The following is a 26,181-nucleotide window of genomic DNA, read 5'->3' as shown; positions in this document are numbered from 1 at the left end:
TATGTTAGTCAGTTAGCTCAACGTAAATTTCGCCACCCTGCTTTTTAAACTCTTCTGACTTTTCTTGCATGCCTTGTTCAATTTTCTTTTTCTCAGCTGCATAGTCACGAACATCTTGGCTGATTCGCATGGAGCAGAACTTTGGTCCACACATAGAACAGAAGTGAGCTACTTTTGCAGAGTCTTTTGGCAAGGTTTCATCGTGAAATTCACGTGCTGTATCAGGATCTAAACCTAAGTTAAATTGATCTTCCCAGCGGAATTCAAAGCGTGCTTTTGACAATTCATCATCACGGTAACGCGCGCCAGGATGGCCTTTCGCCACGTCGGCTGCATGCGCCGCCAATTTATAAGTAATGATGCCTGTTTTTACGTCATCACGGTTAGGTAAACCTAAGTGCTCTTTCGGTGTGACGTAACACAACATGGCACATCCGTACCAACCAATCATTGCCGCACCAATACCGGAAGTAATGTGATCGTAACCCGGTGCGATATCGGTGGTTAACGGTCCAAGCGTATAGAATGGCGCTTCATCACACGCTTCCAATTGCTTTTCCATGTTCTCTTTGATCATGTGCATTGGAACATGGCCCGGGCCTTCAATCATCACTTGGACATCATGTTTCCAGGCGATTTTTGTTAATTCACCCAACGTTTCTAATTCACCAAACTGTGCTTCATCGTTAGCATCAGCTAATGAGCCAGGACGCAAACCGTCACCAAGCGAAAAGCTCACGTCGTAAGCTTTCATGATTTCACATATTTCTTCAAAGTGTGTGTATAAGAAGTTTTCTTTGTGATGTGCAATACACCACTTCGCCATGATCGAACCACCGCGAGATACGATACCTGTGACACGATTAGCCGTTAAAGGAACGTAACGTAGCAAGACCCCTGCGTGAATCGTGAAGTAATCGACGCCCTGCTCAGCCTGCTCGATTAGCGTATCGCGGAAGACCTCCCACGTTAAATCTTCTGCAACACCATTCACTTTTTCCAAAGCTTGATAAATCGGTACTGTTCCAATCGGCACAGGCGAGTTACGCAAAATATAATCACGGGTTGCGTGAATATTTTTTCCGGTTGATAAATCCATTACTGTATCGCCACCCCAACGGATGCCCCAGACCAACTTTTCCACTTCTTCTTCAATACTTGAAGTAACCGCTGAGTTACCAATATTCGCGTTAATTTTGACTAAAAAATTACGCCCAATAATCATCGGCTCGAGTTCAGTGTGATTAATATTGGCTGGAATAATTGCGCGACCTTCAGCAATTTCTTTACGTACAAACTCAGGCGTGATCTCATCCGGCGTGTTTGCGCCAAACGACTCACCTTTTAAACGCTTTTCACGTTCTTCTGACGTTTCAGACTCTAGCCATTCTTGACGACGTTGGTTTTCACGAATCGCGATGTACTCCATTTCTGGTGTAATAATGCCTTTACGAGCGTAATGCAGCTGCGTGACATTTTGACCTTGCTTCGCGCGCAATGGCTTTCTTTGTAAATCAGGATTGTGCGTAGCGAAGGCTTTATCATCATCAGTGTAGCCGTTATCAATCGGTTTAATTTCACGGCCTTCATATTCCTCAACATCACCGCGACCAACGACCCAATCACGGCGTGCTTCCGGTAAGCCTTTACGGACATCAATCTCAGCATTCGGATCAGTATAAGGCCCAGACGTATCGTAGACCGTGACTTTGCCTTTATTGGTCAATTGGATTTCACGCATCGGCACGCGAATATCTTTATGGATCTGGCCTTCGATATACACCTTTTTAGATGCAGGAAGGGGATCGCGTGTAATCGTGTGTTGATTTAATTCAATCGGATCGTTCTTTGCCATATCGGTCTCCAAAACTAGGCCTCTCAGTTGAGGCTCCAAAAATTGTGACCGGCGCAAAAAAGATAATAGGACAAGGGACTTTCAGCATTGTATTTCGCCCTTGAGGCTACTCTTCCCTACGCCGATGCTAATCGGATCAGGTAATACGGGTTCTTGGTTACTCATTAATCAATGACTTAGCCCAAGTCTCAGCCTAACGTCTGTTTGCTAGATATTAGCTACTGCGTTTCGGCACCCCGAGAGATGCCATCATTATAGAGATTTTAGTCTTTCACATCTATGGTGTTTGATTATTTTTTAGACTTAATAGAAAAGGCGGCCGAAGCCGCCTCAGGTAACACAAACTCTTTTTAATGCTAGAGTTTATGGGGAGAGAGTCTCAAGGTTATCTCACTAACTTCATCGAAAATGGGTATTTATAAACACCACCTTCGCTGGCTTTGATCGCCGCCAAAATCGTCACGATAAAGTGGAATATGATTAAGCCCACTAAAATCGGGATACCGATTAGAATAAAGCATAAGATAATTGCTACACAGTAAGCGATAAACATTGAAATATTAAAGTTCAGCGCTTCAACACCATTTTGTGCAACCAGTGGCATATCTTCTTTCTTCAATAGCCACACCACTAAAGGTCCTAAAACCATACCGATAACTGGTATCAACGGTATTAACGCCACAAATGCCGCAATATGGCTGAGCATAGCCCAGTTCTTCTCTTCCGGACTAGCCGCTTTGCTACCAATGACTTCAGCTTCACCCTCAACCACGTTGTCATCGCCACTTGGCGCTTCATTACGTGACTGTGATTCGTTTTGTGAAGTCTCTGGTTTATCGTGCTCCTGGTCCGAACCAGTACTCGTCTTTTTGTCATGTTCGTTTGTCATCTGCATGTCTCCTCAATCAATCGACACATTCAGATTAGCAATTATTTATATTTCAGAGTGTTACCAAGCGTCATCATTTTTGACGATAAATCATATCTTTCATTTGCTGTAGATAAGCGGACAGATTATCTATTAACCTATTGAAAAATAAGTAGATTTCTTTGAGTGCAAAACCTAAAGCTATTCTCGGCCGATCCTTCAAATCCCGCGCCACTTTATAACCTTTTGATTTTTATACTAAAAAATATTTTTACTCCGAAGGGAGTACTAATTGAATGGGATAACCTATTGATTTTATTGGCTTATTTTAATTTGAAAAATTATGCCCTTTACCAACCCTTATGCTACAAGGGTTTCAGCCTCACTCCTTTAGCGAAATTATGACGGCCATATTAGCCTTGATCTAATAAAATCGGCTGTTTTATAAGCAAAATGTAACCTTTCGATCACATTTTGCTTAAATCATTTTACAGGTTTTCTTCATTTTGCTGACTTTTAGACTCGAACTGCTCTTTATCTTCTAATTCTTTCTCTTCTAACTCATCAACCATTAAGCCCCGCTTTTGAGCACGGTGAAGCCACTGCTCTCGTGCCAACTTCTGCATATCTTTAACTTCATCAACCTCATCCATGATTTCCATACCCAGTAATGTTTCAACCAAGTCTTCTAACGTTACTAATCCGCGTGTGTCACCATACTCATCGACCACCAGAGCAATATGTTGGCGTTGATTGAGTAAGGTTTCTAATAAATTGGGTAGCGTCATTTCATCCAGCACACACACCATTTCACGTTGTATTTCTTTAAGCTCAAGCGATTCCTTGCCTTGTGCTTGCGCCATCAGGACATCATCCTTAAGCACAAATGCTGTAATATCATCGATATCATTACTGTAAAGAGGGATTCTTGAAAATTTTGTACTGATTACATGCTCAAAGACGTCGTTTATCCGATCGTTTTCTTGTAAATAGTGAATCACCCTACGCGGCGTCATAATATCTTTTGCTTTCAATGAGCCTAGCATGAACAAATTATCGATGATTCTCGACTCATGCTCATCAATATCACCCGTGCGCTTACCAAGCCCGGCCATTGCCAAGAACTCTTCTCGACTAAAGATATGTTGCTGCTTGCCTTTAGATATAAGCTTTGTCAGACCTTCCGACACCCAAATCAAAGGGTACAGTAATTTTGTCAACCAACGAACAAAAAGCGCTGTGATTGGCGCCAATTTTTCCCAATAAACAGCACCAATGGTTTTCGGAATAATTTCTGAAAAGAACAGTATTGCAAGTGTCATCAAGGCGGAGAACAATCCAATCCAAGCATTACCGAACACAACGGTCGCCTTAGCCCCTGCCACGATAGCGCCCACGGTGTGAGCAATTGTGTTTAAGGTCAAAATAGCAGCTAGCGACCTATCAACATTATCCAAGCGAAGCTTCTTTAACAGGGTCGCCCGACGTGGCTGATCTTTCTGCAAATGTTCTATATAGGAAGGTGTAATACTGAGTAGAACCGCTTCTGCGATTGAGCAGACAAAGGAGAAGACTAAAGCAATAAGAATATAAACAACTAGCAACACCCAGTCTGTGCTTGTCACCGCTGTCTCAAGGGTCCCTGTTGAAGCCTCCGCTTGTGCCGATAAGAGCAGAAGAAATAAAGTACACAATGCACTAATAATAACTTTCAAGTATTACTCCGAAAAATGATAATCTTGCAATAATGATAAGGCGAACTCTGCTATCTTTCTAGTCTAGCTATTTATGACTTCCTTCCCCACATTCTAGGAATAATGTCTTTCTGGCTTTTGCTCTTGCGGTGCCATATAGCCATAGCTATATGCCCTACGATTAACGCTAACCAAACCCAACCCAATGTACTGTGAAAATTACTCCCAAGATCCGTCATCCAGCTTATTTTCTCGCCCTCGAAACCCGCAAAAACCGGTATGCCGAGTGGCTCAAATGAACGCCCCGAGCCGTATTGACGTAATAATGCCACTAATGGCACAGCAATCATGAACAAATACAACCCTATATGCCCTACTTTAGCCAGTGCGTTTATAGCTGGAGGTCGATTCGATAGATTTAGTAACGCCCAGATAACTCGAATAATCATCAACACGAATATCGCAAACCCTACAGGTTTATGGGTTGGCCAGAGGAATTTTTCGACAGCCGTTTCATCCAGCAAAAAGTGCGCGCCTGCACTTAGAAACTGCCACACAATTAATAACGCCATTCCCCAATGTAACCAGCGGCTAACTCGACCATAGTACCCTTTGTTATCTTTCACAGGCCTTCCTCGTCATCTTTTTAATGTTAAACAACATAGACCCTCGGCTGACCTTGCCCCGAGGGTCTATGATGCGCTTTTTTACTTATCTAATAGGTGCTCTTTGAAGAACATTACTACCGCTTGTTGATACACATCACGATTTTCTTTCTTGCGATAACCATGACCTTCATTCAAAGCATTCATATACCATACCTTTTGACCTGCATCTCTAAGCGCTTTTACCATTTGCGTTGCCTCGGTTACGGGTACGCGTGGATCATTCTCACCTTGCACAATAAACATTGGAACTTTAATTTTTTCAACATGATTATTCGGGCTAATCGCCTCAAGGTGTTCATTCATTGCAGGATCACGCTCATCACCATACTCCACACGTCTTAAGTCACGACGGTAATCTTGAGTATTTTTGAGGAAGGTTACAAAGTTAGAAATCCCGACAATGTCTATCGCAGCTTTTAAGCGATCGCTGTAATGCACGGCGCTGGCTAACACCATATAGCCACCATAACTGCCGCCAATAACGGCAACTCTTTCTTCGTCTAAGTCTGGTTGAGTCTTTATCCAGTCTAATAAAGCGCCGATATCTTTAACTGAGTCTTCACGATTAAAACCATTGTCTAGCGCCACGTATTCCTTACCGTAGCCTGACGAACCTCGTACATTTGGCGCAATCACTGCTGCACCCACCTGCTTAACCCACAGCTGTACCGTGCTACTAAAGTTCGGACGATACTGCCCTTCAGGTCCACCGTGAATTGAAATAATCACTGGGTGCTTACCTTTCTTGGCTGGCTTATACACGAATGCAGGAATTTTTCTTTTTTCACCATCAACCGTATCAAAGGTTGGATAATGCACTAATTCGGGCTCGACAAACTTTTCTGTGTTAAGGCCGCCTACTTCACTATAAGTCCAGCGCGTTAGCTCCGAAGAATCTAAATCATCATTTACAGACACCACGAAAACATCGGTCGGTGTTTTTGCTGTATTTAACTGCAAAGCTAACTTATCGCCTGCTTTATTAAACGCTAAAGAACCAGCAACACCCACAGGCATATCTTCAACCAACTTATAGTCCAAAGTTTTCGTATCCAATAAGTACAGTTTGCTCATACCATTTTCATTGGTGGTAAAAGCAGCCATGGTTTTATCATCATTTGTGATGAAATTATTCACATCCCAAGGGATGTCCTTAGTAATAATAACCTCTTCACCATTACTCAATGACTTCTTGATTAACTGATTAAAATCGCTGTAACGGTCACTTAAGATAAAGACACTGTTACCGTCCGCAGTAAAGTCTAGTGCAAAATTGCGCGACTTATCGTCTTTACTACCCGCAACTTGAGTCAGTGACTTATTATTGGTTTCTTTTACATAAACCATAGACTGGTTTGCTGAAACATATTGCTGCACCAACATCTTGTCGTTGTTGGCACTAAATGCTCCTGGCCCCCACCAGCTTCCATCTTCAGCAGCGACCACCATCTCATGGCTCACTTCGCCACTCTCATCAATATTCGCTAACCAAATATCATTAGAACGACCATTTCGCTGTGTACTTTGGTAAGCTAATTGTGTCCCTGATTGGTTCCAGCGCAAAGCACCATTACGTGACTTTCCATCCGTAATCATCTTGTAATCGCCACTTTCAATATCCATTAAGAACACCTGCGAGAACTCACTCCCTCCGGCATCCATGGTAAACGCCAAGGAATCGCTATTCGGACGAATCGCCACTTGACCCACAGGCTCTTTGAAGAACGTTAGTTGATGGCGCGCTCCAGCGGGCTTGTCCACGCGATGAAGTTGGCTCACATCACCAAAACGCGTTTTAATGTAAATGCTGTTGTCGTTATTTGACCAGCCATCAAAAGAAGCCGAGCGGACGTTTTGATAACGATTCAGATCATCAACCAGTGACTGTGGGATCTGAGGAATATCCTCAAGGACCAAATTTCCATTATTCAATGTTCGAGTATCGACCGCTTGAGCCATCATGCTCAAACTGAATAAACCTGCCCCAATTAGGCCTGTCATCGGTAATTTCATAGCAAAACCTTGTTGTTAAAATGTAGTACTCATAGTAATCACAGTATCATTTTCATACAACTGACCATACGCATCGACATGTAACAACTCGTTACAACTAGTCCCAACTTTCCCCTATCAACTCACGACGAATCACTCTAACGTCGTCCAATAATCGACGATTCAGATCAGTTACAGAGCCCCATGAATACCATTCAATACTGTAAAATACGCGTTACTCGGAGTAGTATGTACTAATCGATAGTAAAAGGAGTTATTCATGAAAAAGACACACTCACCCAAACAACAGCAGGGTTCAATCACTTCACTTGTAGCAGCCATATTTGCTGTCGCGCTAGTTGTCGGAACCATTATTCTTTTTGTTACAGCACACAATGACTCATCGTCACCCGCCAAAACAGAAAGCACACCACCTGCAAAACCAGAAGTTTTCGCGACTGAAAAACAAGCACCCCGTACTGAAACACCAACAGAAATAGAGGTCGACCCTAATGTTTTCTGCGACCAAGTTGCTAAAGTAGGTGATATATTTGGTGAAGAACTGACTGGCGCAACGGTTAGAACCAATGTTTCAAATGGTCCTCAAGTAGGATGCTCATGGAGTGGCCCTTATGTCATGGTTTATTTTGGCAAGGATTCATACAATAGAAGAAACACTGGTTTTGGCTCTGAAAACCTCGTGGCTTATGAGGGCACCGACCAAGAATCGGTCAAAAGAGAAAAGTACGCCGTACACTCAGGGTTCGAAGTCGAAGTGAAGTCTGACTCAGGCCGTGCCTTCCGCATCAGCCAAAGCACCGGCCGCCAAACCGACCTAACACCTGACGAATACAAACGAATTGCTAATATCGTGAATAAGGTGTTAAACGAGCATTATTAACGTCGCCATATGAAGTAAATTGTGTCCCACATAACAGCATGGTTATGTGTTTTCTATACATTGTAAGACAGCGCCAAAACAGGTTGTTCACCAACCTCTATTAATCTCCAATTAACAAATGCAGTACATTCCACTAAAGCTTCGAATTGTTCTGGACACGTTTTTTTAAACTCCGCTGCACTTTCTATTTGGATTGTAATTACTTTTCCTTTCTCACAATGTATGGAAGTCATTTGATCATCTGGCTCATTCAGCGATGACATACAATCGATCCAACCATTCATGTTTCTACCAAAAAAATCAGGAAATCCAAATTTTTCCTTAAATTCTAAATAGAAGGAATCCCAATCCGTTATATTTTTTCCTTCAATTCTTACAATGGAGTTCATGTAAAGGTTCCCTGCAACGTGGCGACACATAATTATTTGGGTTAGAGTACAGTTTTCTTACTCGTACTCCCTACTTGAAATATTGATTGTACTTTGAATAATGCTGTTCTCACAACGACAGCCTAAAGCCATAAACTGGAAACCCTTCTTGTAAAAAGTCTAAATCAACAGAACGTTTAAAACCAAAGTTTTCGTACATGCTCCACGCTACCTTCATGGCTTCTGTGGTGTGGATAATCAGTTCCTTGTTACCGTCTTTTTTCGCTTTTGCTATGCAATAGTTTGTCAGTGCTTTGCCCACACCTAACCCGCGAGCGTCTTTACTCACGGCTAGTAAACGGAATCCCGATGCGTTCTTTTGCTGCGTTGCCGTTCCTCCAGATCCATACTGCACCATGTCTGAGAAGTACACAACTCCACCCAAGATTTGTTCGCTTCCTACTGCCACAAAAACATCAGTATTTGGGTTTTGATCTAAGTCAGCGATATTTTTTAACATCTTATAGTAATCGGGTTGTTCATCTGGCGACGGAAATCCTGGTAGGTTTGAATAGACCTCAACCATGAGCTCCCCAAGAGTGCTTTTCTCTTTTCTCGATACCGATCTTATTATAATTTCTTGGCTCATTATTTTACTCTTTTATTTTTCCTCTGAGGTGGATACAGGATCCAAGTACCCACGACCAGTATTGCAAACAAGCTATACAGTATTGTAAAAACCCAGCTTGGAAAGTCCCAATAAAGAAGTTGTTGTAACCAGTGTTGGACAAAACCGCCATCGTAGTAATGACCACCTGCCTTTTTTCTCAACCACATTTCAAGCGTGGTTAAAGGGCAAGTCAACCCTAGCCAAGCCTCGGCAACAACAAACAGTATTGTCGTTAAGTGCAATAACCTAAGCCATAACAAATTAACCCACTGCCATTTGAACCAATTGCCGACTATTATGACTATCAAACCAATAACCACAAATACTACAACTAAGATATGCAGTAATAGCGTGATATCTGCGAACACCTGATACGTTGCTTGGTTATTCATTGTTCAAGCTTATCACGTTTGCTTCTATTGATATTCATCATCACAGCGCTTCAACAATGCTCAAACTTCTTTTGAACTTTCTCTATGGTCAATTTCTTACACTAACCACAGTAATTACGCCTTATTAATCACACCTATTTAACGTACCATACCCTTTTTAATTTAGTTGGACATGGAATGTCGCTCGCTATTGTTTATTCACGTGCCGGAATGGGGATTGAAGCTCCCTTGGTTACTGTCGAAGTGCATTTATCGCATGGTTTACCTAGCTTAAATATTGTCGGTTTGCCTGAGGCTGCGGTTAAAGAAAGTAAAGATCGCGTACGCAGTGCGATTATCAATTCTAATTTCGAATTTCCAGCTAGACGCATCACCATTAATCTAGCGCCTGCGGATTTGCCTAAAGACGGTGGTCGCTTTGATTTGCCTATCGCCTTGGGCATTTTGGCGGCTTCGGAGCAAATACCAGCCGAAAAGTTGTCCCAGTTTGAGTTTATTGGTGAGTTAGCTTTGACGGGTGAGTTGCGCCCTATTAAAGGCACGCTCCCAGTTGCTCTATCTTGTACCGATGCGAAACGCACTTTAATTGTGCCCAAAGAGAATGCTCAAGAAGCAGGGTTAGTTCCTTCTAATAATGCGCTTTATGCCGAGCACTTGCTACAGGTCTGCGGCTCTCTAATTCACAACAAAGCTCTTCCGGTATGTTCATCCGATTCTAGAGCTGACGGCCATCAGTTTACGATTGATATGTCCGACGTTATCGCTCAAGAATCAGCTAAGCGCGCCATGACCATTGCTGCTTCTGGCAAGCATCATTTAATGTTTATTGGACCGCCTGGGACTGGCAAAAGTATGCTGGCGTCACGGATGCCGACTATCCTGACCAAAATGTCTGAGTCCGATGCTAAAGAATCCGCCTCTATTTATTCTGTCAGTCATTTAGGCTTTGATGCCCAGCAGTTTTTCACACCGAAATACCGCGATCCGCACCATTCGTGCTCCGCACCCGCCCTCATTGGTGGAGGCAGTCATCCCAAACCAGGTGAGATTTCTCTTGCACATAAAGGTGTGTTGTTTCTTGATGAATTGACTGAGTTTTCTCGGCAAGTGTTGGATAACTTAAGGGAACCGCTTGAAACGGGGCGAGTAACCATATCACGCGCCGCCCATCAGGCTGAATACCCTGCTGATTTCCTATTACTGGCCGCAACCAACCCTTGTCCCTGTGGACATTTCGGTAATCGAAAACAACACTGCCGTTGCACACCTGACAACATACGTCGTTACTTAAGTAAGATTTCTGGGCCTTTGCTCGATCGGATTGATATGCAGGTCGAAGTGCCGTTAATTTCACAAGACGACTTGCTCAACGGACGCGACCGACAACAAATATCCAGCGCCGAAATACGCCAAGCAGTCGAATCAAGCCAAAAACTGCAGTTTAAGCGCCAAGGAAAACTAAACGGCCAACTCGAATCCGCCGATATCGAGCAGTTTTGTACACTAGGTAAAGGCTCCAAGGATTTAATAACTAAAGCGTTAAACCAACTCAACCTTTCTGCCCGCTCTTACCACAGGATCTTGAAAGTCTCGCGCACCATTGCCGATCTGGAGCAGTCCGAGCTAATAGAACCTAAACATATCAGCGAAACCCTAAACTACCGAAAAATGGAGCGTTACTTAGCGCAATTACCCTAACTTTTTACCACTACTTTTATTTTTTCATTTATTTTTGAATAAAACCATTTCCTCATCCGTCACCTTATTGAACTTTGATAATTTTGAGGAAATAATGATGAAAAACTTTAAGTACTCTGCTTTATTTTTAGCACTTGCACTTTCAAGCCACACGGCTCTTTCTGCAGAAGCCAATGCTAACGCTGATGTTAAGGCAAACGCATCCGTGTCTGCTGATACATCGTCTACGACCGATTCAGCCATCGAGTCTTCTGAACAAACTTCAGAGCAGGCAACCACGGCCAGCTCACAAGCAGCAGCTGACACAAAGGTTAAGGCACAATCAACCTTACAAACCTCGCGTGCAGAGTCACAGGAAACTGTTAGTTCAGCCGCTACCTCTGCTGAAGGACACTCAAACACTGCAACATCAATAGCAACTCAAACCGCTAACCACTCTTCACTAAGTGCTACAGCTGAATCAGCTCTTAGTCTTAACACTACTGCTGAAGCTAGCTCGACTAGTGCCGAGTCCTCACAAGAAATGGAAAGCGACAGCTCTTCATCGACCGAAGCCACAGCCGGCCAAACTCAGTCAGAAGATACGTCTACAGAAGAAATGTCTCAAGCTGAAAGCGAGCTAAGCGGTACTGTTGACGGTAGCTTATCTGCAGCCACTAACGCCACGCAAAGCTTAAGCCAGAATGCTGAGCAAGCAGTAAACGTGGGTACTGATGTCACTGCTAGTACACTAACTGAAGCTGAAGCAACGGCTTCTGACGTGGCGAACAACGCTGATGTTAACACTAGCTCGGATGTCAATGCAGAGGTTTCGACGAGTGTCTCTAGCTCAGTTGATGAAGATGTTAACGCTGCCATTAACGGTGATATTAAAAGCTCAGTAAAAGCGGCTGTTGATGAAAACATCACCGACACCATCAAAAACCGTCTACCTCTAGATAGATAATCTCTGTTGTCAGGCCAGAATGACTGGCCTGACACTTATACTAGGAGTTGTTATGAAGTATTTTTTAACACCACTGATCCTTGTCAGCTTTAGTGCTACTGCTTTCGCTAACACCAACTCTGATTATTCACTGACCCTAGAAGCAGGCGCAAGCCACAACTCAGAGCTTGTGGTCGAAGAGATTGATCAGTACAGCGGCAGTGGCGATACGGCACGTTACTTGTCGCTCGACCTTAATGCGAACTGGACATTGTTCGACAACTTAACCGTTGATGCGGGTTACCACGTCTCTGATACTGATTATCAAGACAGTGATAACTTTGATCTGATTATTCAGCGTTTTTACGGTGATGTGTCTTATGATTTTTCTGCTTTTACTATTGGCGCTAACCAACATGAAATCGATGCGAAGCTTGATAGTGATTCATTCTTGGATATGAGCCGAAACGGCATCTATGTTTCAAAACTCTTTGATGACACTATTTTTATTCGTGCCGAGCTCGTAGATACCGATAAAAGTTTTGACTCTGATTCAAACCGTGATGCAAACAACGAATCCCTTGGTGTCGATACTTATTTCTTTTTCAATCAGGCCAAGAGCTTCTTTTCATTAGGCTACTCTTCTGATGAAGAAACAGCCAATGCGGCACAGTTCAGCTATGACGGCGATAACTATCGCGCGACCTACTCGACTAAATTTGGTCAAGGCGACGCTCAACGCTTCCAAGCCCAATGGCGCTTCTATGAGCGTGATTATAAGGGTATTTACCCTGAGGTTGGATTCGCTCGAAATGACACAAGACACTCGTACAAATTGGCATGGGATTATTACTTTACACCAAGCGTTGCTTTAGCAACTGAGTTACAACGAAGCGAATCCGAGTCAAATTATGAGCCTGCTGACTATACCTCGAACGAGGTTAACCTTTTGTTTAGGTTAGAACTTTAATTAATAGTATTACCTGATACCCCCTTGCGGCATGGATGCCATTTTTTTCTTTCTTTTATTCAATATAGCCATAACCAAATACGTTATCCTTACCCTTTTGTCCCAAATCTATAGCTTGGTTCTCTAACCGTTTTATTGCTTCAGCTTTATTCTTTGTTTGTAGGAACTGACAAGCAAGATGTGCGGCTACTATTGGGGATGCCATTGAGGTTCCGCTTTCGGATCCATAATCATTTTCATTTCTTGCCGTATTTATGCCTACTCCTAGCGCCGCGAAATCGATGTAATCCCCTTGGTTAGCCCATCGGTATATATTTCTTTGGTGATCCACGGCGGTTACCGCAATAACGTCTTCATATGCAGCGGGGTATCTTGGCGATGCTGCAGGACCTTCATTACCCGCAGCGGCAACTATTATCGTATTGCTTTTGTGTGCGCCCTTGATTGCTTGTTCCAATATTGGGTTGGGTGGTCCTGTAAGACTCATATTAATGATAGGTACCCGTTTTTCGACTAGCCAATTAATTGCTTCTAAAAGATGCATTAATGTAGCCCCTTGTGAGTATTTGTTGCGCGCATAAAAAACGGAAGCCGCATATAGATTTCCGCCAGGTAACAAGGGCGTGAGGGCGTCTTTTCCAACTAATAAGCCGGCGACAGCTGTGCCATGATTATTTGGTACCTTGAATTTTTCATCCATGAAGTTCTCTTGCCTGATTGTTACATCCACAAAAGCTTGATGTGATTCATTAACGGCGGTATCTATTATACCAATGTTCAATACGTCGGCGCAGGCACTCTTTTTTATCTTTATAACGGCGCTACTGAGTTTGCTTGTTGCTTCCTTGCCACTTGCTTTGTAAATATGGTTTCTTCCAAGCTGTGAGCTTAGTCGTTCTGGCAGTTCTTCTATTAGATTGTCTTTGGTGTAGCCTGCCGGGGTTTTAAATCGCACGACTGTCATCCCAACCCCTTTTAGCTCGTCAAAGCTTAATATATTTAGCTTCAACTTTTCTAATAATGCGATATCGCCTTCACTAGCAATTACAATCCACTCCCTTTCTACTGCTCGCCAATCACCCTCAACAGTCTCCTCAATTATAAGCGTTTCACCTAAAGGTCCTTTAATTTCCAGTCTAGCATCAGATTCAGCCAGAGGGTCAATGGAGTTTATTACAGAGTTGTCCAGCTTAGTTAAATTTTGGTTTATCTGCTTAATAATCTCTGGCGGCATTTGCGGTATCGTTTGCTCTATCTCATTGATTGTTTTATCGACAACAGGAATATCCGGCAATTTCCCACCAATCTCTTTAAGTGCTCCATCGGTAATATTGGTTGCACTTTGTGTCTGCAGACTTATCATCATTAGCAGTGCCATCGCACTAAACTGTTTTTTCATGTAAATTCCTCATCGCAACGCATTTACTCTATATAACAGTGACGTTTGGCAACCTATAAAAATTCTCTGTTTTCGAGAATAAAAGCTAGTTTTGAAACGTTAACATGATATAGGGTATTACTATTGTCATATATATGAGTAACGATGTCGAAATGAATAACCAGTTACGTGATCTTATTCCAGTGATTAGGCGCTTTGCCTTTTCACTGACTGGCTCAGATCATGACGCAGATGACCTTTTACAAAACACCTTAGAGCGAATTCTACAGAAGGGTGTGCCTGAGGATGCGGATCTAATGAAATGGTCATTTCGTGTATGCCGTAATTTATGGATCGATGAATATCGCTCTCGCAAAGTACGACAAGCAGCTACAGAAAATCCTGAACTGCAGGAATCTGCAGTGGATGGCACCAAGACAATCGCTGATCGTATTACTTTAGAGCAAGTTCAACGCGCCATGAACCAACTCCCGGAGGATCAACGCTCAATATTGTCACTTGTTGTTTCTGAAGGGCTTAGTTATAAAGAAGTCTCGCAAACATTAGGTATACCGATTGGAACTGTGATGAGTAGGCTTTCACGAGCGCGACAATCCATGGTGGATTGGTTCAACGACCACGATATGAGGATTCTTGCATGAATTTAACTGATGAAAAGCTTAGCGCCTTTATCGATAATGAGCTGCCTGCAAATGAGATGGATGCTATACGTGATCTAATTGCAACCGATGATTCGCTGGTTGATCGTATCGCCCAGCTGAGCTTTGTTGATCATGCTGTGTCCACGACGTTACATGCGATTGACGACAAACCTTTACCTAATTCCGTGCATCAGCTATTTGAAACTGAGCAAGCCTCTGCTTCTACATCAAATGTAGTTCCGTTCCCAGCAATGCGCAAAGTAGCGACTGTTTTGCGAGAGCATGCCGCTATTGCCGCGGTGTTAGTGTTAGCGATCGGTATTACTGTCGGTACTTACTTCAACACTGATACTGCTGAGGATGTTGACTGGGCCTCTGTTAATCAAGTTCTTGATAACAATTTAAGTGATCAGACTGTGAGCGTAAATGCCGACTGGACAATGCATTTGAAAACAAGCTTTATTAATACGGATAATCACTATTGCCGATTATTTGCTCTGAGTTCAACGTCCTCAGCCCATATGAATATTGCTTGCCAACAACAAGGTGGCTGGCAGTTACACTCAAGAATCCCTTATGAGCCAACGCAAGCTAATGACTACCAAACTGCGTCGGTCGATCCCACAATCAACCAACTTATTGATTCGACGATTCAGGGAGGCTTTCTTAATCGAGCTCAAGAACAAGAAGCCATTAATCAAAAGTGGAAAAGTCAGTAGGGGTAGCAATGAAGAAGCTTTTCGTTTCACTTCTATCCCTACTGTTGGTGTCTTGCGCTTCCCAGTACAGGTTTAATCCCCTACAAAACACAGGTATTGGCCCTTTTCACACCTATGTTGGCCAGAACTTATATCGAGTTCACTTTAAGTCTCTTGATTCCAATAAAGAAACGACTCGTTTGCAAGCGCTAACGCATGCCAAATACCTGACTCTCCAGCAAAACTTAGACTGGTTTATCGTGCTAAAGGAGCAAGTAATCACTGAGCAATTGATCAATCCAGAAACAGATCAACTATCACGCATTACCTGCGCCCAAAGTGGTTGCGATCAAACCACGTATCATAACCCACAATTCAAACACCAGTTTGATCCCACAGCCCCCCCAACCACCACAGAAATCATTCTTATGATAAGGATGGGGCGTGGCATACAACCTGCTGATAAGGATAGTTATAGCGCTCATTAGGCAGAGCCCCCAACTTTACCTGCCCAATTATCGTTTAGCTTGCTAAGCGCCCTGATAATAAGCTATATTAGAGATTATTAATATTATAAATTTCTAATAATATATATGACACTTACAGAGCATTTTTCCCGTTTCAGACAGCATATCATTGGCCATGGCCATGACTACTCTGAAACGAGCGTTAACCGTGATATCTTGTATGCCGATTGGACGGCGAGTGGACGTCTCTATCGCCCCATAGAAGACTTCATTGTTAATGAACTTGGTCCTTATGTAGCCAACACCCATACAGAAACTACGCTAACTGGCACTACCATGACAGAAGCGTATCATGATGCTCAGAAAATCATTAAGCAGCACGTTAATGCACAACCTAGCGATGTCTTAATCGCCGCAGGCTCTGGTATGACATTGGTCATTAACAAGTTTCAGCGCATGCTGGGATTGCGAGTTCCAGAAAAATGGCGGGAACGTCTACAAATTGCAGAGCATGAAAAGCCTTTGGTTCTTGTTACTCACATGGAACACCACTCCAACCAAACCACATGGCATGAGTGTGAAGTGACCTTGGAAATTGTTCGCTCGAACAGTAATGGCCGTCCAGATTTAACTCATATGCGGGAACTACTGGAACAGTATAAAGATCGTCCTGTAAAAATAGGGTCATTTACTGCTTGTAGTAATGTGACTGGAATCACCACACCTTACCACGAAATGGCAGAGTTAATGCATGAGTATGATGGCCTCTGCTTTGTTGATTTTGCGGCATCTGCTCCCTATGTGGATATCAATATGCACCCTGAAAATCCTGCTCAGAAGCTAGACGCTATTTTTATGTCGCCTCACAAGTTTCTTGGCGGACCGGGTAGCAGCGGTATTTTGATTTTCGATGACAAACTCTACGACTGCAAAGTGCCTGATCAGCCTGGCGGAGGAACCGTATCATGGACTAACCCATGGGGTGAGCACCGTTTTTTTGACAATATCGAGGCGCGTGAAGACGGCGGCACACCTGCATTTTTACAGACTATAAAAGCAGCATTATCCATTAAGCTTAAAGATGCGATGCAGGTTTCTAAAATTCAGCAACGCGAAGAAGAGTTAGTTAAAATTTTACTACACGGCTTACGCCAACACCCTGACATCAGAATTCTTGAAGATCAGCAAGATGATCGTTTATGTATCGTCTCATTTTATGTTCTTGGTATTCATCATAACCTTCTTGTTCGGCTCTTAAATGATCAGTTTGGTATTCAAACTCGCGGGGGATGCTCTTGCGCAGGCACCTATGGCCACCTTCTTCTTGGAGTTGACCAGTTACAAAGTCATGAAATTACTCATCGAATTGACCAAGGTGACTTAACCGATAAACCCGGCTGGGTCAGGGTGTCATTACATCCAACCAATACCGATGACGAAGCCCACTTTTTGGTTAATGCTATTCTTCAAGTGATTGATAACGCTGAAGCTTGGTCTCAGTCTTATGATTTCGACCAAACTTCAGGTGAGTTCAGGCCCAAGAGCAATGGCAAGCCCTTAAAGTCACTCAATGACTTCACCCCCCTATGATTGCGTATATTCAAGGGATAAGGCAAAATAACACTAGAATAATAGGCTGGTATTAGGATGGATGTTTTAAATATTACAGATGCAATGCAAAAAAATTCGGCCCAAGCTGCTCGTTTTTTGAAAAATATATCCAACGAGCAACGACTGCTGATTTTGTGCATCTTACATGAAAAAGAACTTTCCGTCGGGCAACTCAATGAAATGCTTCCCAATCTAAGTCAGTCTGCCCTCTCTCAACACCTAGCTTTACTGCGAAAAGAAGGCTTCGTCACGACACGTCGCGACTCTCAAACTATTTACTACAGCCTGTCATCAAACGAAGCAGCTCAAATCATTCATCTACTACATCAGTTATTCTGTAAGGAAGAATGTTAATGAAACCTAGTGTCATCAACTATCTTCAAAGCGTTAAATCTCAAATTAACGAAATCACGGTAGACGATCTTAAGCAAACAACACTTGAAAATGCTTTAATTCTGGACGTTCGCGAGCCACAAGAGCATCAGCAAGGAATGATTCCTAATGCAACGCCGCTCCCTCGTGGTGTTTTAGAGTTTAAAATATTTGATCTGCCACAATTAAAGGAGCTTTCTGAGCAAACCGCTCAGGAAACCCCAATCTATATCTACTGTGCTTCTGGCGGGCGTTCTGCTTGCGCAGCTCTGGCATTACAGCAATTAGGCTTTAAGCAGGTAATGTCTGTTGCCGGTGGCTTTAAAGAATGGGTAAATTCTGGTGGCCAAATCTCTTGATGGGTACATTTTTTGAAGGACAGTTTTCTTAAATGAAAGGGTCAGCCCTGACCCTTTCCAATAATAGCTCTCGCTAACAACATACCAATGATTAACGGCACTAAAAACCAAACCAACTCTGAAATAATCAGCGGTGATACACTAATCGCGGGCCCAGGACAGTAACCACTAAGCCCCCAGCCGATCCCAAACAATACACTTCCGATTACAAGCTTAGCATCAATGACACCTTGCTTTATTCGTGCTTTTTCTTCTTTGCTTAGTAATACAGCAAAACCTGGAACCGATACTAACAAAGCACCACCCATAACCCAGGCCAGTGTTGGATCCCAGTCACCAAAAATATCTAAAAACCCCTGCACTTTATTTGGATCAATCATTTGAGACATAGCCAATCCAAATCCGAACAAAGATCCGCAAATTAACGCTATAACGCCCTTTTTCATGTCCAACTCCCCACCACAGCTACAGTGATAATCGCGCTGACCATAAATAACATTGTCGCTACAATTGAGCGTTTTGATAAACGCCCTATACCGCATACTCCATGCCCGCTTGTGCAACCTTTTCCGATGTAGGTGCCTATCCCCACCAGTAGCCCTGAAGCGACCAGTAGTTCTTTGGGGTAGCCCACTCGTAATGATTCCTCAACACTGTACATCAAGCTGTATACCCAAGTCCCTATCATCAGCGACACTAGAAACACCAATGGCCACCAGCCCTCAGCGCCTTTTTTCGTCTGCGTTAATACTTGTTTTACCATACCGCTGATACCAGCTATTTTTCGCATACTTGCAAAGAGAATTATGGCTGACAGTCCTATTAACATACCACCAACCAATGCTTGCCACTGAAATTCCACAGAGCCACCCTGATTTGCTTATTAGTATTTTCTAATATATTATTCTTCTATCACTTTTTCAATCTTTACCTCATTATGTCAGCCATTAATAGCGACAACATCAGTATTACTCCTTTCTATCATCAAGATACAGGAACTTGGAGTTATGTCGTTACCGATCAGCCGACAGGTTGCTGCGCTATCATTGATCCCGTTCTAGATTTCGACCTAACATCCGGTAAAGCCAGCTTCGACTCAGCGCAGCAGTTAATAGAGCATGTCCAATCTAACCAGCTTAAGCTTGAGTGGATCTTAGAAACACATGCTCACGCCGATCATTTAACAGCAGCTCAGTACATCAAACAGGAATTAGGCGGCAAGATAGCTATCGGGGCTGGTATTAAAGATGTCCAGCAACACTTCGCAAACACTCTCAACCTTGATTTGCCGGCTGACGGATCTCAATTTGATATTCTGACCCACAAGGGTGATTCACTGGCGCTCGGTGAATCACACTTTATTGCGCACCCCACGCCAGGCCATACTGATGACAGTATGAGTTATGAGATTGCTGGTAATATTTTTATTGGCGATACTTTTTTTCACCCTGACCTTGGTACGGCCCGCTGTGACTTTCCCGGTGGTTCGGCGGACAAGCTCTTTCAAAGTCTAACCTTCTTAACGTCGTTTCCAGAAACCTTTAATTTATGGTTATGCCATGATTATCCAAAAGACCGTGATGCGGTTGCTAGGACGACTGTTGCCGAACAACGCGAAAATATTCACTTTAAAAAGTCAGGTGGTAACCCGAGTGCCTACGCAAAATTACGCAATGAGCGAGATAGCACTCTGAGTGTTCCACGCCTTATTTATCCTTCATTACAGGTTAATATACGAGCAGGCCAATTTCCTGAGGATGAGTCAAACGGGCGTAAGTATTTGAAAATACCTTTTTCTTTGCAGAAACCCTGATTTTCGTTGCGCTATTTGGCGGTCAGTTGCTAAACTTGCCGCCAACTTAAACAATAAAATTGCGCACCTTTGTCCCTACCTCAGCTAAACGAACGACAGCAACAAGCACTGCTAAATACCTCTGGTCCGCTATTAGTGTTGGCTGGTGCTGGTAGTGGTAAAACAAGTGTTATCACACGCAAAATTGTTTATCTGATAAAAGAGCGTCAAATTCCAGCAAGAAATATTGTTGCGGTGACCTTCACCAATAAAGCAGCTCGCGAGATGAAGCAGCGGGTCAGTAAAATTGCAGGTCAAAACGCTACCAAAGGCTTAACCGTATCAACCTTCCATAACTTTGGTCTTAATTTTATTCGTCGTGAGTATAAAACTCTCGGCATGAAGTCCAACTTTACTATCTTTGATGACCAAGATAGCTTAGCCCTACTCAAAGACTTAGGCTTTAAAGAAGCAGAAAGTGATAAAGCCTTGTTGTCACAATTACAAAATCAAATTTCTAACTGGAAGAACGATCTTATACTGCCAGAACAGGCCATCGCCCAAGCAAACACACAAGAACTGCTCGTCTTTGCTAAAGTCTACGAAAAATATGCACGTAGTATGAAAGCTTATAACGCTGTCGACTTTGATGATCTTATTTTAATCCCGACGTTACTCTTGAGGGACAACCCGCAGGTTCGTGAAAAATGGCAAAACAAGATCAAGTATTTACTCGTCGATGAATACCAAGACACCAACACAAGCCAATACGAATTAATTAAATACTTGGTTGGTCAGTTTGGTAACTTCACTGTAGTTGGCGATGATGACCAATCTATTTATTCTTGGCGGGGGGCTCGCCCTGAAAACCTAGACCAGCTTGCTAAAGATTTCCCTAAGCTGCAAGTAACAAAGCTTGAACAAAACTATCGCTCATACGGTCGGATCCTTAAAGCCGCTAACGTTTTGATCGACAATAACCCGCACGTTTTTGAAAAGAAGCTGTGGTCAGACAAACCCTACGGTGATCCTTTAAGGGTTGTCACATGTACCAATGAAGATGACGAAGCGCAAAAAGTCGTGACAGAAATCGTTAGTAGAAAAGTTCGCACAAAAAACGGTAAGTATTCTGACTTCGCCATTCTTTATCGCGGCAATCATCAAGCCAAGCTATTTGAAAAAGCACTCATCGCCAATAAAGTCCCTTATAAAATTTCTGGAAGCACTTCTTTTTTCGGACGCGCTGAAATTAAAGATATCATGGCCTATCTTCGTCTTTTAACTAACGAAGATGATGATAACGCTTTTCTTCGTATAGCGAACACGCCTCGCCGTTCTATCGGACCAACCACATTAGAACAGCTAGGGACTTACGCGCAAAAACGACACATCAGCTTATACGCAGCAAGTTTTGAAATGGGCTTAGAGCAATATCTAACAGGTAAAGGCTTGGATGCTGTACGTCGTTTTACTGATACGATTTCTCGTGCTGCCGACAACGTCAAGCGCGGCGATAGTCTAGGTGTTATCCACGACCTTATCGCTAAAATCGGCTATCATTCTTGGCTACATGAAAGTTCAAGCACTCCTAAAGCAGCGGAGTTCCGCTGGAACAATATTCAGGAACTGCTTGGTTGGGTTGAAAAGTATGTTGATGAAAATGAGCATGATGAAAACCCTTTCGCTGCTGCTGTAGCCAACCTTATGCTGCGCGATATGCTTGATCGCAATGAAGAAGAGGAAGAAAACTCAAATCAAGTGCAATTAATGACTCTTCATGCCGCTAAAGGCCTTGAGTTTAATCATGTTTATCTTGTTGGTATGGAAGAAGAGTTTTTGCCTCACAAATCAAGCATTGAAAACGACGATATCGAAGAAGAGCGCCGTTTAGCTTATGTTGGTATTACCCGTGCCCAAAGGACATTGGTTTTCACCCTGTGTAAAAAACGCAACAAGTTTGGCGAGGTCATTAACTGCGAACCGAGCCGTTTTTTAGAAGAAATTCCAGAAGAAGATTTAGATTGGGATGCCAAACGTAAACCCTTAAGTGAGACAGAACAAAAAGAATTGGCCGATGATAATATTTCAATGCTAAAAGCTCTTTTTAACGATTAATTTTTTCGCCATTAACAACGTTTTCCCTGCCCCATTTTTAATACAGTTGTTCTATTTTGCAGTTTCTTACAATGACTCACTTGCTATTGTGAATATAAATCGTCCATAATAAATTCATTGGTAAAGGTCACAGGAGGTGTACCATGTCATTGTTTAGTTGGATATTGGTTAGCATTGGCTGCATTGTTATTGTTGCTATTGGTTACGCGGGCGTTACTGGAAAATCCATTTTTTCTTATAAAGATCGCAATAATAAAAAACCGCATCATTAAAAAGGCTCCCGAAGGAGCCTTTTTTACTTTTAACGTAAAGACAGCGCTAATTTAACCGCTGGAATACTGTCGCAATCCCTTGGCCTAGACCAATACACATGGTAGCTAAACCAAACTCTTTATCTTTGTCTTCCATCAGTCTAAGCAACGTTGTCGAAATTCTCGAACCAGAACAACCTAACGGATGACCTAAAGCGATTGCGCCACCGTTTAAGTTAACGCGCTCTTCAAAATTATCACGAATTCCTAAACCATCCATTACAGCAATAGATTGAGCAGCAAATGCTTCGTTCAATTCGATCAAATCAATGTCATCCAACGTCATGTTGGCTCGTGACAACGCCTTTTTCACTGCTGGAACTGGACCAAAGCCCATGATCGACGGATCACAACCTGAAACACCCATTGATACGATTTTAGCAATAGGTTTTAAACCTAAGCTGTCAGCTTTTTCTTTCGACATCACCAACATCGCCGAAGCGCCATCAGAAATTGCAGATGACGTTGCCGCCGTCACTGAGCCATTTTTCGGATCAAACACTGGGCGTAACTTTGATAAATCTTCGACCGTTGATTCTGGACGAATAACTTCATCAAAATCAAACAGCTTCAACTGACCTTTTTCATCGTGGCCTTCCATCGCTAAAATTTCTTTTGCGAAACGTCCTTCAACCGTCGCTTTATGTGCCAGCTGATGCGAACGGTATCCAAATTGATCTTGCTCTTCGCGAGTCACTTTGTACATATTAGCTAACATTTCAGCGGTAAGCCCCATCATGCCTGCCGCTTTCGCTGTGTGTTTGGCTAACTCGGGATCAAAATCGATACCATGATTCATGGGTACGTGGCCCATGTGCTCAACGCCACCGATAATGAAGACATCACCATCGCCAACCATGATTGAACGACTTGCTGTGTGTAATGCTTGCATTGATGAACCACACAAACGGTTCACCGTTTGGCCTGCAACATGGTGCGGCAAATCGGTTTTTAACATGGCGTTACGCGCAATATTAAAACCTTGTTCTAACGTTTGCTGGACACAACCCCAGATAACATCTTCAACATCTGCCGGATCTAACTTTTTATTTCTGTCTAACAAACCTTGCATCAATCGCGCTGACAATTCTTCGGCACGCGTGTTTCTAAACATGCCACCTTTCGAACGACCCATTGGGGTACGAATGGCGTCTACTATTACTACTTCTTTCATCGTTAACTCCCAGTGGCTTCTTATGATAAGTCTGATTGATAAAATTTCTTGCCTTCTTTAGCCATCTCCAACATTCCTGTGGTCGGCTCGTAGGCTTTACCCAGATGCTGATATTTTTTCGCAAGTTCGACAATGGATTCAATCCCTTGCTCATCAACATACTTAAAGACGCCACCTCGGAACGGCGGAAACCCTAGCCCATAAATTAATGCCATATCACCTTCTGCTGGACTATCGATTATGCCTTCTTCAAGACAGCGAACCGTTTCGATAATCATAGGCAACATCGTTCGGGCGATGATTTCTTCATCTTCAAAACTTTTCGTCTCAGCAGCTACTTCTTTCAATAATTCGTAGGCTTTTGGATCCGCTTCTTTCGTTGGGCGACCTTTTTTATCTTTACCATAGACATAGAAACCGCTGCCGGACTTTTGACCATAACGATCATTCTCGAACATGACGTCAATCGCATCTTTTTCCTCTTTGCTCATGCGATCAGGGAAGCCCTCAGCCATCACTTCCGCTGCATGGCGACCTGTGTCCATACCGACGACATCAAGTAAATAAGCTGGGCCCATCGGCCATCCGAACTTTTTGCTCATTACTTTATCTACTTGCTGGAAGTCGGCACCATCACGAACCAGCTTGGTAAAACCACCGAAGTATGGGAATAACACTCTGTTCACAAAGAAGCCTGGGCAATCATTAACCACTACCGGTGACTTACCCATTTTGCTGGCATAGGCCACAACACTAGCGATAGTTTCATCAGAGGTTTTTTCACCTCGGATGATTTCAACCAATGGCATCTTATGAACTGGATTGAAGAAGTGCATTCCGCAGAACTTTTCTGGACGTTTTAACGACTTCGCTAAACGGTCAATCGAAATGGTTGACGTATTTGAGCAAATAATGGCGTCTTCTGGCATTAATCCTTCAACTTCAGCCAAAACAGATTCTTTAACTTTTGGATTTTCAACAACCGCTTCGACCACAATATCGGTATGCTTGATTTCATCATAACTGAGTGTTGGCTTTATACTAGCGATGCCTTGCGCCATTTTTTCGGTCGAAATCTTCCCGTACTTGACACCTTTGCCAAATAATTTAATGGCCTCTTCCATGCCCTGCTCAAGTGCGTCAGGATTAATATCTTTCATGATCGCTGGCACGCCGCGTGACGCAGACTGGTAGGCGATGCCGCCCCCCATGATCCCTGCACCAAGAACCGTTGCATTCTTTACATCAATATCCGCTGTTTTACCTGCAATCTTCGCTTTCTTTTTCAGAACTTGGTCATTCAAGAACAGCTGAATCAAAGCAGACGCTTGCGCTGTTTGCGCCATATCAGCGAAAGCTTCATGCTCTGCTTTGATCGCATCTTCAAGCTTCATTGCTGCGCTATCTTCAATCAGCTGAACACCACGAACTGGCGCTGGGTAATGTGGCCCAGCTTGGCTTGCAATATAGGCTTTAGAGGTCATGAAAGACATGGTTGCTTCAGTCTTATTAAGCTGTAATGGCGCCTTCTTTTCTGCTCGGCGTGCTTCCCAATCAAGCTTTCCTTCTACTGCATCAAGAAGCATTTGCTCTGTGCTGTCGATCAAGTATTCAGAATCAACTACCGCATCAAGTGTTCCTACCGCTAAGGCCTTATCTGCTTTATACGCCTTACCCGTCGATAACCATTCGAAGGCATTATCCGGGCCAATTATTCTTGCCAGTCGGACGCTGCCGCCAAACCCAGGAACTAGGCCTAACTTTGATTCAGGTAAACCAACTTGTGCTTTATTACTAGCGATGCGGAAATCACAAGTTAGACACATCTCTAATCCACCGCCCAGCGCCATACCATCGATAGCTACTGCTGTCGGAAATGGCAAGTCCTCAAAGCCGGTGAATACTTCGTTTGCTTCAACTAACCATCCCAATAATTCTTCACGGCTAGAAGCAAACAGTTCATTAAATTCTGTGATGTCGGCACCGACAATAAATACCGGCTTCCCGCTAGTGGCGATGACCGCTTTAACATCTTTATTGTCTTTTAATAGCTCAATGACTTGGCGCCACTCATTCAGCGTCGCTCGGTCGAATTTGTTTACCGACTCATTTTGATTGTTGAAACACATGTTTGCGATACCTTTATCGCTTAATGTGCATTGAATCGACTGACCTTCGAAAATCATTCTGTTTCTCCGTTTTGGTTATCAGATGATGGTGTTGAGACTCTGACAGCTCTGA

At 43.1% G+C, this 26,181-nt stretch carries 26 protein-coding genes and 1 riboswitch; of the genes, 13 read left to right on the top strand and 13 right to left on the bottom strand.

Annotated elements, in window-relative coordinates:
- Positions 1 to 4: 4 nt before the first annotated feature.
- The 5 genes from thiC to KFK88_RS01810 all read right to left on the bottom strand — a co-directional run bounded on the left by thiC (position 5) and on the right by KFK88_RS01810 (position 7,098).
- A complete protein-coding gene (gene thiC, locus KFK88_RS01830) occupies positions 5 to 1,855 on the bottom strand; it encodes a phosphomethylpyrimidine synthase ThiC (protein WP_223576951.1) in 1,851 nt (616 codons plus the stop codon).
- 96 nt (positions 1,856 to 1,951) lie between these two features.
- A riboswitch (TPP riboswitch) is annotated at positions 1,952 to 2,104 on the bottom strand.
- A 136-nt stretch (positions 2,105 to 2,240) separates the two neighbouring features.
- Positions 2,241 to 2,744 (bottom strand): DUF4870 domain-containing protein, encoded by a 504-nt coding sequence (locus tag KFK88_RS01825; protein WP_223576950.1) that lies wholly within the window; start codon positions 2,742 to 2,744, stop codon positions 2,241 to 2,243.
- A gap of 467 nt (positions 2,745 to 3,211) precedes the next feature.
- Complete coding sequence (locus KFK88_RS01820) at positions 3,212 to 4,438, bottom strand: hemolysin family protein (RefSeq protein WP_223576949.1); 1,227 nt, start codon at positions 4,436 to 4,438, stop codon at positions 3,212 to 3,214.
- Between the two features lie 71 nt (positions 4,439 to 4,509).
- Positions 4,510 to 5,043, bottom strand: a complete 534-nt coding sequence (locus KFK88_RS01815; RefSeq protein WP_223576948.1) for a cytochrome b — start codon at positions 5,041 to 5,043, stop codon at positions 4,510 to 4,512.
- An 81-nt stretch (positions 5,044 to 5,124) separates the two neighbouring features.
- Positions 5,125 to 7,098: a S9 family peptidase gene (locus KFK88_RS01810; RefSeq protein WP_223576947.1), complete on the bottom strand. Its 1,974-nt coding sequence runs from the start codon at positions 7,096 to 7,098 to the stop codon at positions 5,125 to 5,127.
- A 259-nt stretch (positions 7,099 to 7,357) separates the two neighbouring features.
- On the opposite strand from KFK88_RS01810, the gene KFK88_RS01805 reads away from it, so the two are divergent.
- Positions 7,358 to 7,978 (top strand): hypothetical protein, encoded by a 621-nt coding sequence (locus KFK88_RS01805; protein WP_223576946.1) that lies wholly within the window; start codon positions 7,358 to 7,360, stop codon positions 7,976 to 7,978.
- A gap of 53 nt (positions 7,979 to 8,031) precedes the next feature.
- Here the strand turns inward: KFK88_RS01805 and KFK88_RS01800 are convergent, their stop codons facing one another.
- From KFK88_RS01800 to KFK88_RS01790, 3 genes are all read right to left on the bottom strand, one after another.
- The gene (locus KFK88_RS01800) at positions 8,032 to 8,367 is read right to left on the bottom strand and encodes a barstar family protein (RefSeq protein WP_223576945.1); all 336 of its coding nucleotides are present in this window, start codon (positions 8,365 to 8,367) and stop codon (positions 8,032 to 8,034) included.
- A 109-nt stretch (positions 8,368 to 8,476) separates the two neighbouring features.
- Positions 8,477 to 8,995 carry a GNAT family N-acetyltransferase gene (locus KFK88_RS01795; protein ID WP_223576944.1) on the bottom strand — a complete coding sequence of 173 codons (519 nt, stop codon included), beginning with the start codon at positions 8,993 to 8,995 and terminating at the stop codon, positions 8,477 to 8,479.
- Complete coding sequence (locus KFK88_RS01790; protein WP_223576943.1) at positions 8,995 to 9,408, bottom strand: DUF2784 domain-containing protein; 414 nt, start codon at positions 9,406 to 9,408, stop codon at positions 8,995 to 8,997. The genes KFK88_RS01795 and KFK88_RS01790 overlap by 1 nt, the downstream gene beginning before the upstream one ends.
- A gap of 177 nt (positions 9,409 to 9,585) precedes the next feature.
- Between KFK88_RS01790 and KFK88_RS01785 the strand changes: the two genes are divergently transcribed.
- From KFK88_RS01785 to KFK88_RS01775, 3 genes are all read left to right on the top strand, one after another.
- Positions 9,586 to 11,106 carry a YifB family Mg chelatase-like AAA ATPase gene (locus KFK88_RS01785; protein ID WP_223576942.1) on the top strand — a complete coding sequence of 507 codons (1,521 nt, stop codon included), beginning with the start codon at positions 9,586 to 9,588 and terminating at the stop codon, positions 11,104 to 11,106.
- 94 nt (positions 11,107 to 11,200) lie between these two features.
- Positions 11,201 to 12,052 carry a hypothetical protein gene (locus KFK88_RS01780; RefSeq protein WP_223576941.1) on the top strand — a complete coding sequence of 284 codons (852 nt, stop codon included), beginning with the start codon at positions 11,201 to 11,203 and terminating at the stop codon, positions 12,050 to 12,052.
- Between the two features lie 52 nt (positions 12,053 to 12,104).
- Complete coding sequence (locus tag KFK88_RS01775) at positions 12,105 to 13,001, top strand: MSCRAMM family adhesin SdrC (RefSeq protein ID WP_223576940.1); 897 nt, start codon at positions 12,105 to 12,107, stop codon at positions 12,999 to 13,001.
- Between the two features lie 55 nt (positions 13,002 to 13,056).
- Here the strand turns inward: KFK88_RS01775 and KFK88_RS01770 are convergent, their stop codons facing one another.
- A complete protein-coding gene (locus KFK88_RS01770) occupies positions 13,057 to 14,400 on the bottom strand; it encodes a S8 family serine peptidase (protein WP_223576939.1) in 1,344 nt (447 codons plus the stop codon).
- A 134-nt stretch (positions 14,401 to 14,534) separates the two neighbouring features.
- Between KFK88_RS01770 and KFK88_RS01765 the strand changes: the two genes are divergently transcribed.
- The 6 genes from KFK88_RS01765 (at position 14,535) to KFK88_RS01740 (ending at position 18,548) form a co-directional block, all read left to right on the top strand.
- Positions 14,535 to 15,041, top strand: coding sequence for an RNA polymerase sigma factor (locus tag KFK88_RS01765; protein ID WP_223576938.1), 507 nt, complete (start codon positions 14,535 to 14,537; stop codon positions 15,039 to 15,041).
- Positions 15,038 to 15,760, top strand: a complete 723-nt coding sequence (locus KFK88_RS01760; protein WP_223576937.1) for an anti-sigma factor — start codon at positions 15,038 to 15,040, stop codon at positions 15,758 to 15,760. The genes KFK88_RS01765 and KFK88_RS01760 overlap by 4 nt, the downstream gene beginning before the upstream one ends.
- An 8-nt stretch (positions 15,761 to 15,768) precedes the next feature.
- A complete protein-coding gene (locus tag KFK88_RS01755; RefSeq protein ID WP_223576936.1) occupies positions 15,769 to 16,227 on the top strand; it encodes a CC0125/CC1285 family lipoprotein in 459 nt (152 codons plus the stop codon).
- Positions 16,228 to 16,332: 105 nt separating this feature from the next.
- A complete protein-coding gene (locus KFK88_RS01750; protein ID WP_223576935.1) occupies positions 16,333 to 17,796 on the top strand; it encodes an aminotransferase class V-fold PLP-dependent enzyme in 1,464 nt (487 codons plus the stop codon).
- Between the two features lie 57 nt (positions 17,797 to 17,853).
- Complete coding sequence (locus KFK88_RS01745; protein WP_223576934.1) at positions 17,854 to 18,171, top strand: ArsR/SmtB family transcription factor; 318 nt, start codon at positions 17,854 to 17,856, stop codon at positions 18,169 to 18,171.
- Positions 18,171 to 18,548 carry a rhodanese-like domain-containing protein gene (locus KFK88_RS01740; protein ID WP_223576933.1) on the top strand — a complete coding sequence of 126 codons (378 nt, stop codon included), beginning with the start codon at positions 18,171 to 18,173 and terminating at the stop codon, positions 18,546 to 18,548. The genes KFK88_RS01745 and KFK88_RS01740 overlap by 1 nt, the downstream gene beginning before the upstream one ends.
- 41 nt (positions 18,549 to 18,589) lie before the next feature.
- Here KFK88_RS01740 and KFK88_RS01735 read toward each other — a convergent pair whose 3' ends face one another.
- Positions 18,590 to 18,994, bottom strand: coding sequence for a DUF6691 family protein (locus KFK88_RS01735; protein ID WP_223576932.1), 405 nt, complete (start codon positions 18,992 to 18,994; stop codon positions 18,590 to 18,592).
- Complete coding sequence (locus KFK88_RS01730; protein ID WP_223576931.1) at positions 18,991 to 19,410, bottom strand: YeeE/YedE family protein; 420 nt, start codon at positions 19,408 to 19,410, stop codon at positions 18,991 to 18,993. The genes KFK88_RS01735 and KFK88_RS01730 overlap by 4 nt, the downstream gene beginning before the upstream one ends.
- Before the next feature lie 75 nt (positions 19,411 to 19,485).
- Between KFK88_RS01730 and KFK88_RS01725 the strand changes: the two genes are divergently transcribed.
- The 3 genes from KFK88_RS01725 (at position 19,486) to KFK88_RS11865 (ending at position 22,727) form a co-directional block, all read left to right on the top strand.
- The gene (locus KFK88_RS01725; protein WP_223576930.1) at positions 19,486 to 20,361 is read left to right on the top strand and encodes an MBL fold metallo-hydrolase; all 876 of its coding nucleotides are present in this window, start codon (positions 19,486 to 19,488) and stop codon (positions 20,359 to 20,361) included.
- Positions 20,362 to 20,430: 69 nt separating this feature from the next.
- Positions 20,431 to 22,455, top strand: coding sequence for a DNA helicase Rep (gene rep, locus KFK88_RS01720; protein WP_223576929.1), 2,025 nt, complete (start codon positions 20,431 to 20,433; stop codon positions 22,453 to 22,455).
- 143 nt (positions 22,456 to 22,598) lie between these two features.
- Positions 22,599 to 22,727, top strand: a complete 129-nt coding sequence (locus KFK88_RS11865; protein ID WP_263296325.1) for a hypothetical protein — start codon at positions 22,599 to 22,601, stop codon at positions 22,725 to 22,727.
- A 46-nt stretch (positions 22,728 to 22,773) separates the two neighbouring features.
- Here KFK88_RS11865 and fadA read toward each other — a convergent pair whose 3' ends face one another.
- Together fadA and fadB are read right to left on the bottom strand one after the other, a co-directional pair.
- Positions 22,774 to 23,940 (bottom strand): acetyl-CoA C-acyltransferase FadA, encoded by a 1,167-nt coding sequence (gene fadA / locus KFK88_RS01715; protein ID WP_223576928.1) that lies wholly within the window; start codon positions 23,938 to 23,940, stop codon positions 22,774 to 22,776.
- 20 nt (positions 23,941 to 23,960) lie between these two features.
- Positions 23,961 to 26,126: a fatty acid oxidation complex subunit alpha FadB gene (fadB, locus tag KFK88_RS01710; protein ID WP_223576927.1), complete on the bottom strand. Its 2,166-nt coding sequence runs from the start codon at positions 26,124 to 26,126 to the stop codon at positions 23,961 to 23,963.
- Between the last annotated feature and the right edge of the window lie 55 nt (positions 26,127 to 26,181).

Source organism: Kangiella taiwanensis, from assembly GCF_020005165.1.
Lineage (GTDB): Bacteria > Pseudomonadota > Gammaproteobacteria > Enterobacterales > Kangiellaceae > Kangiella > Kangiella taiwanensis.
The sequence above is the reverse complement of the archived record's forward strand: the minus strand, read 5'-3'. Positions and strand labels throughout refer to the sequence as shown.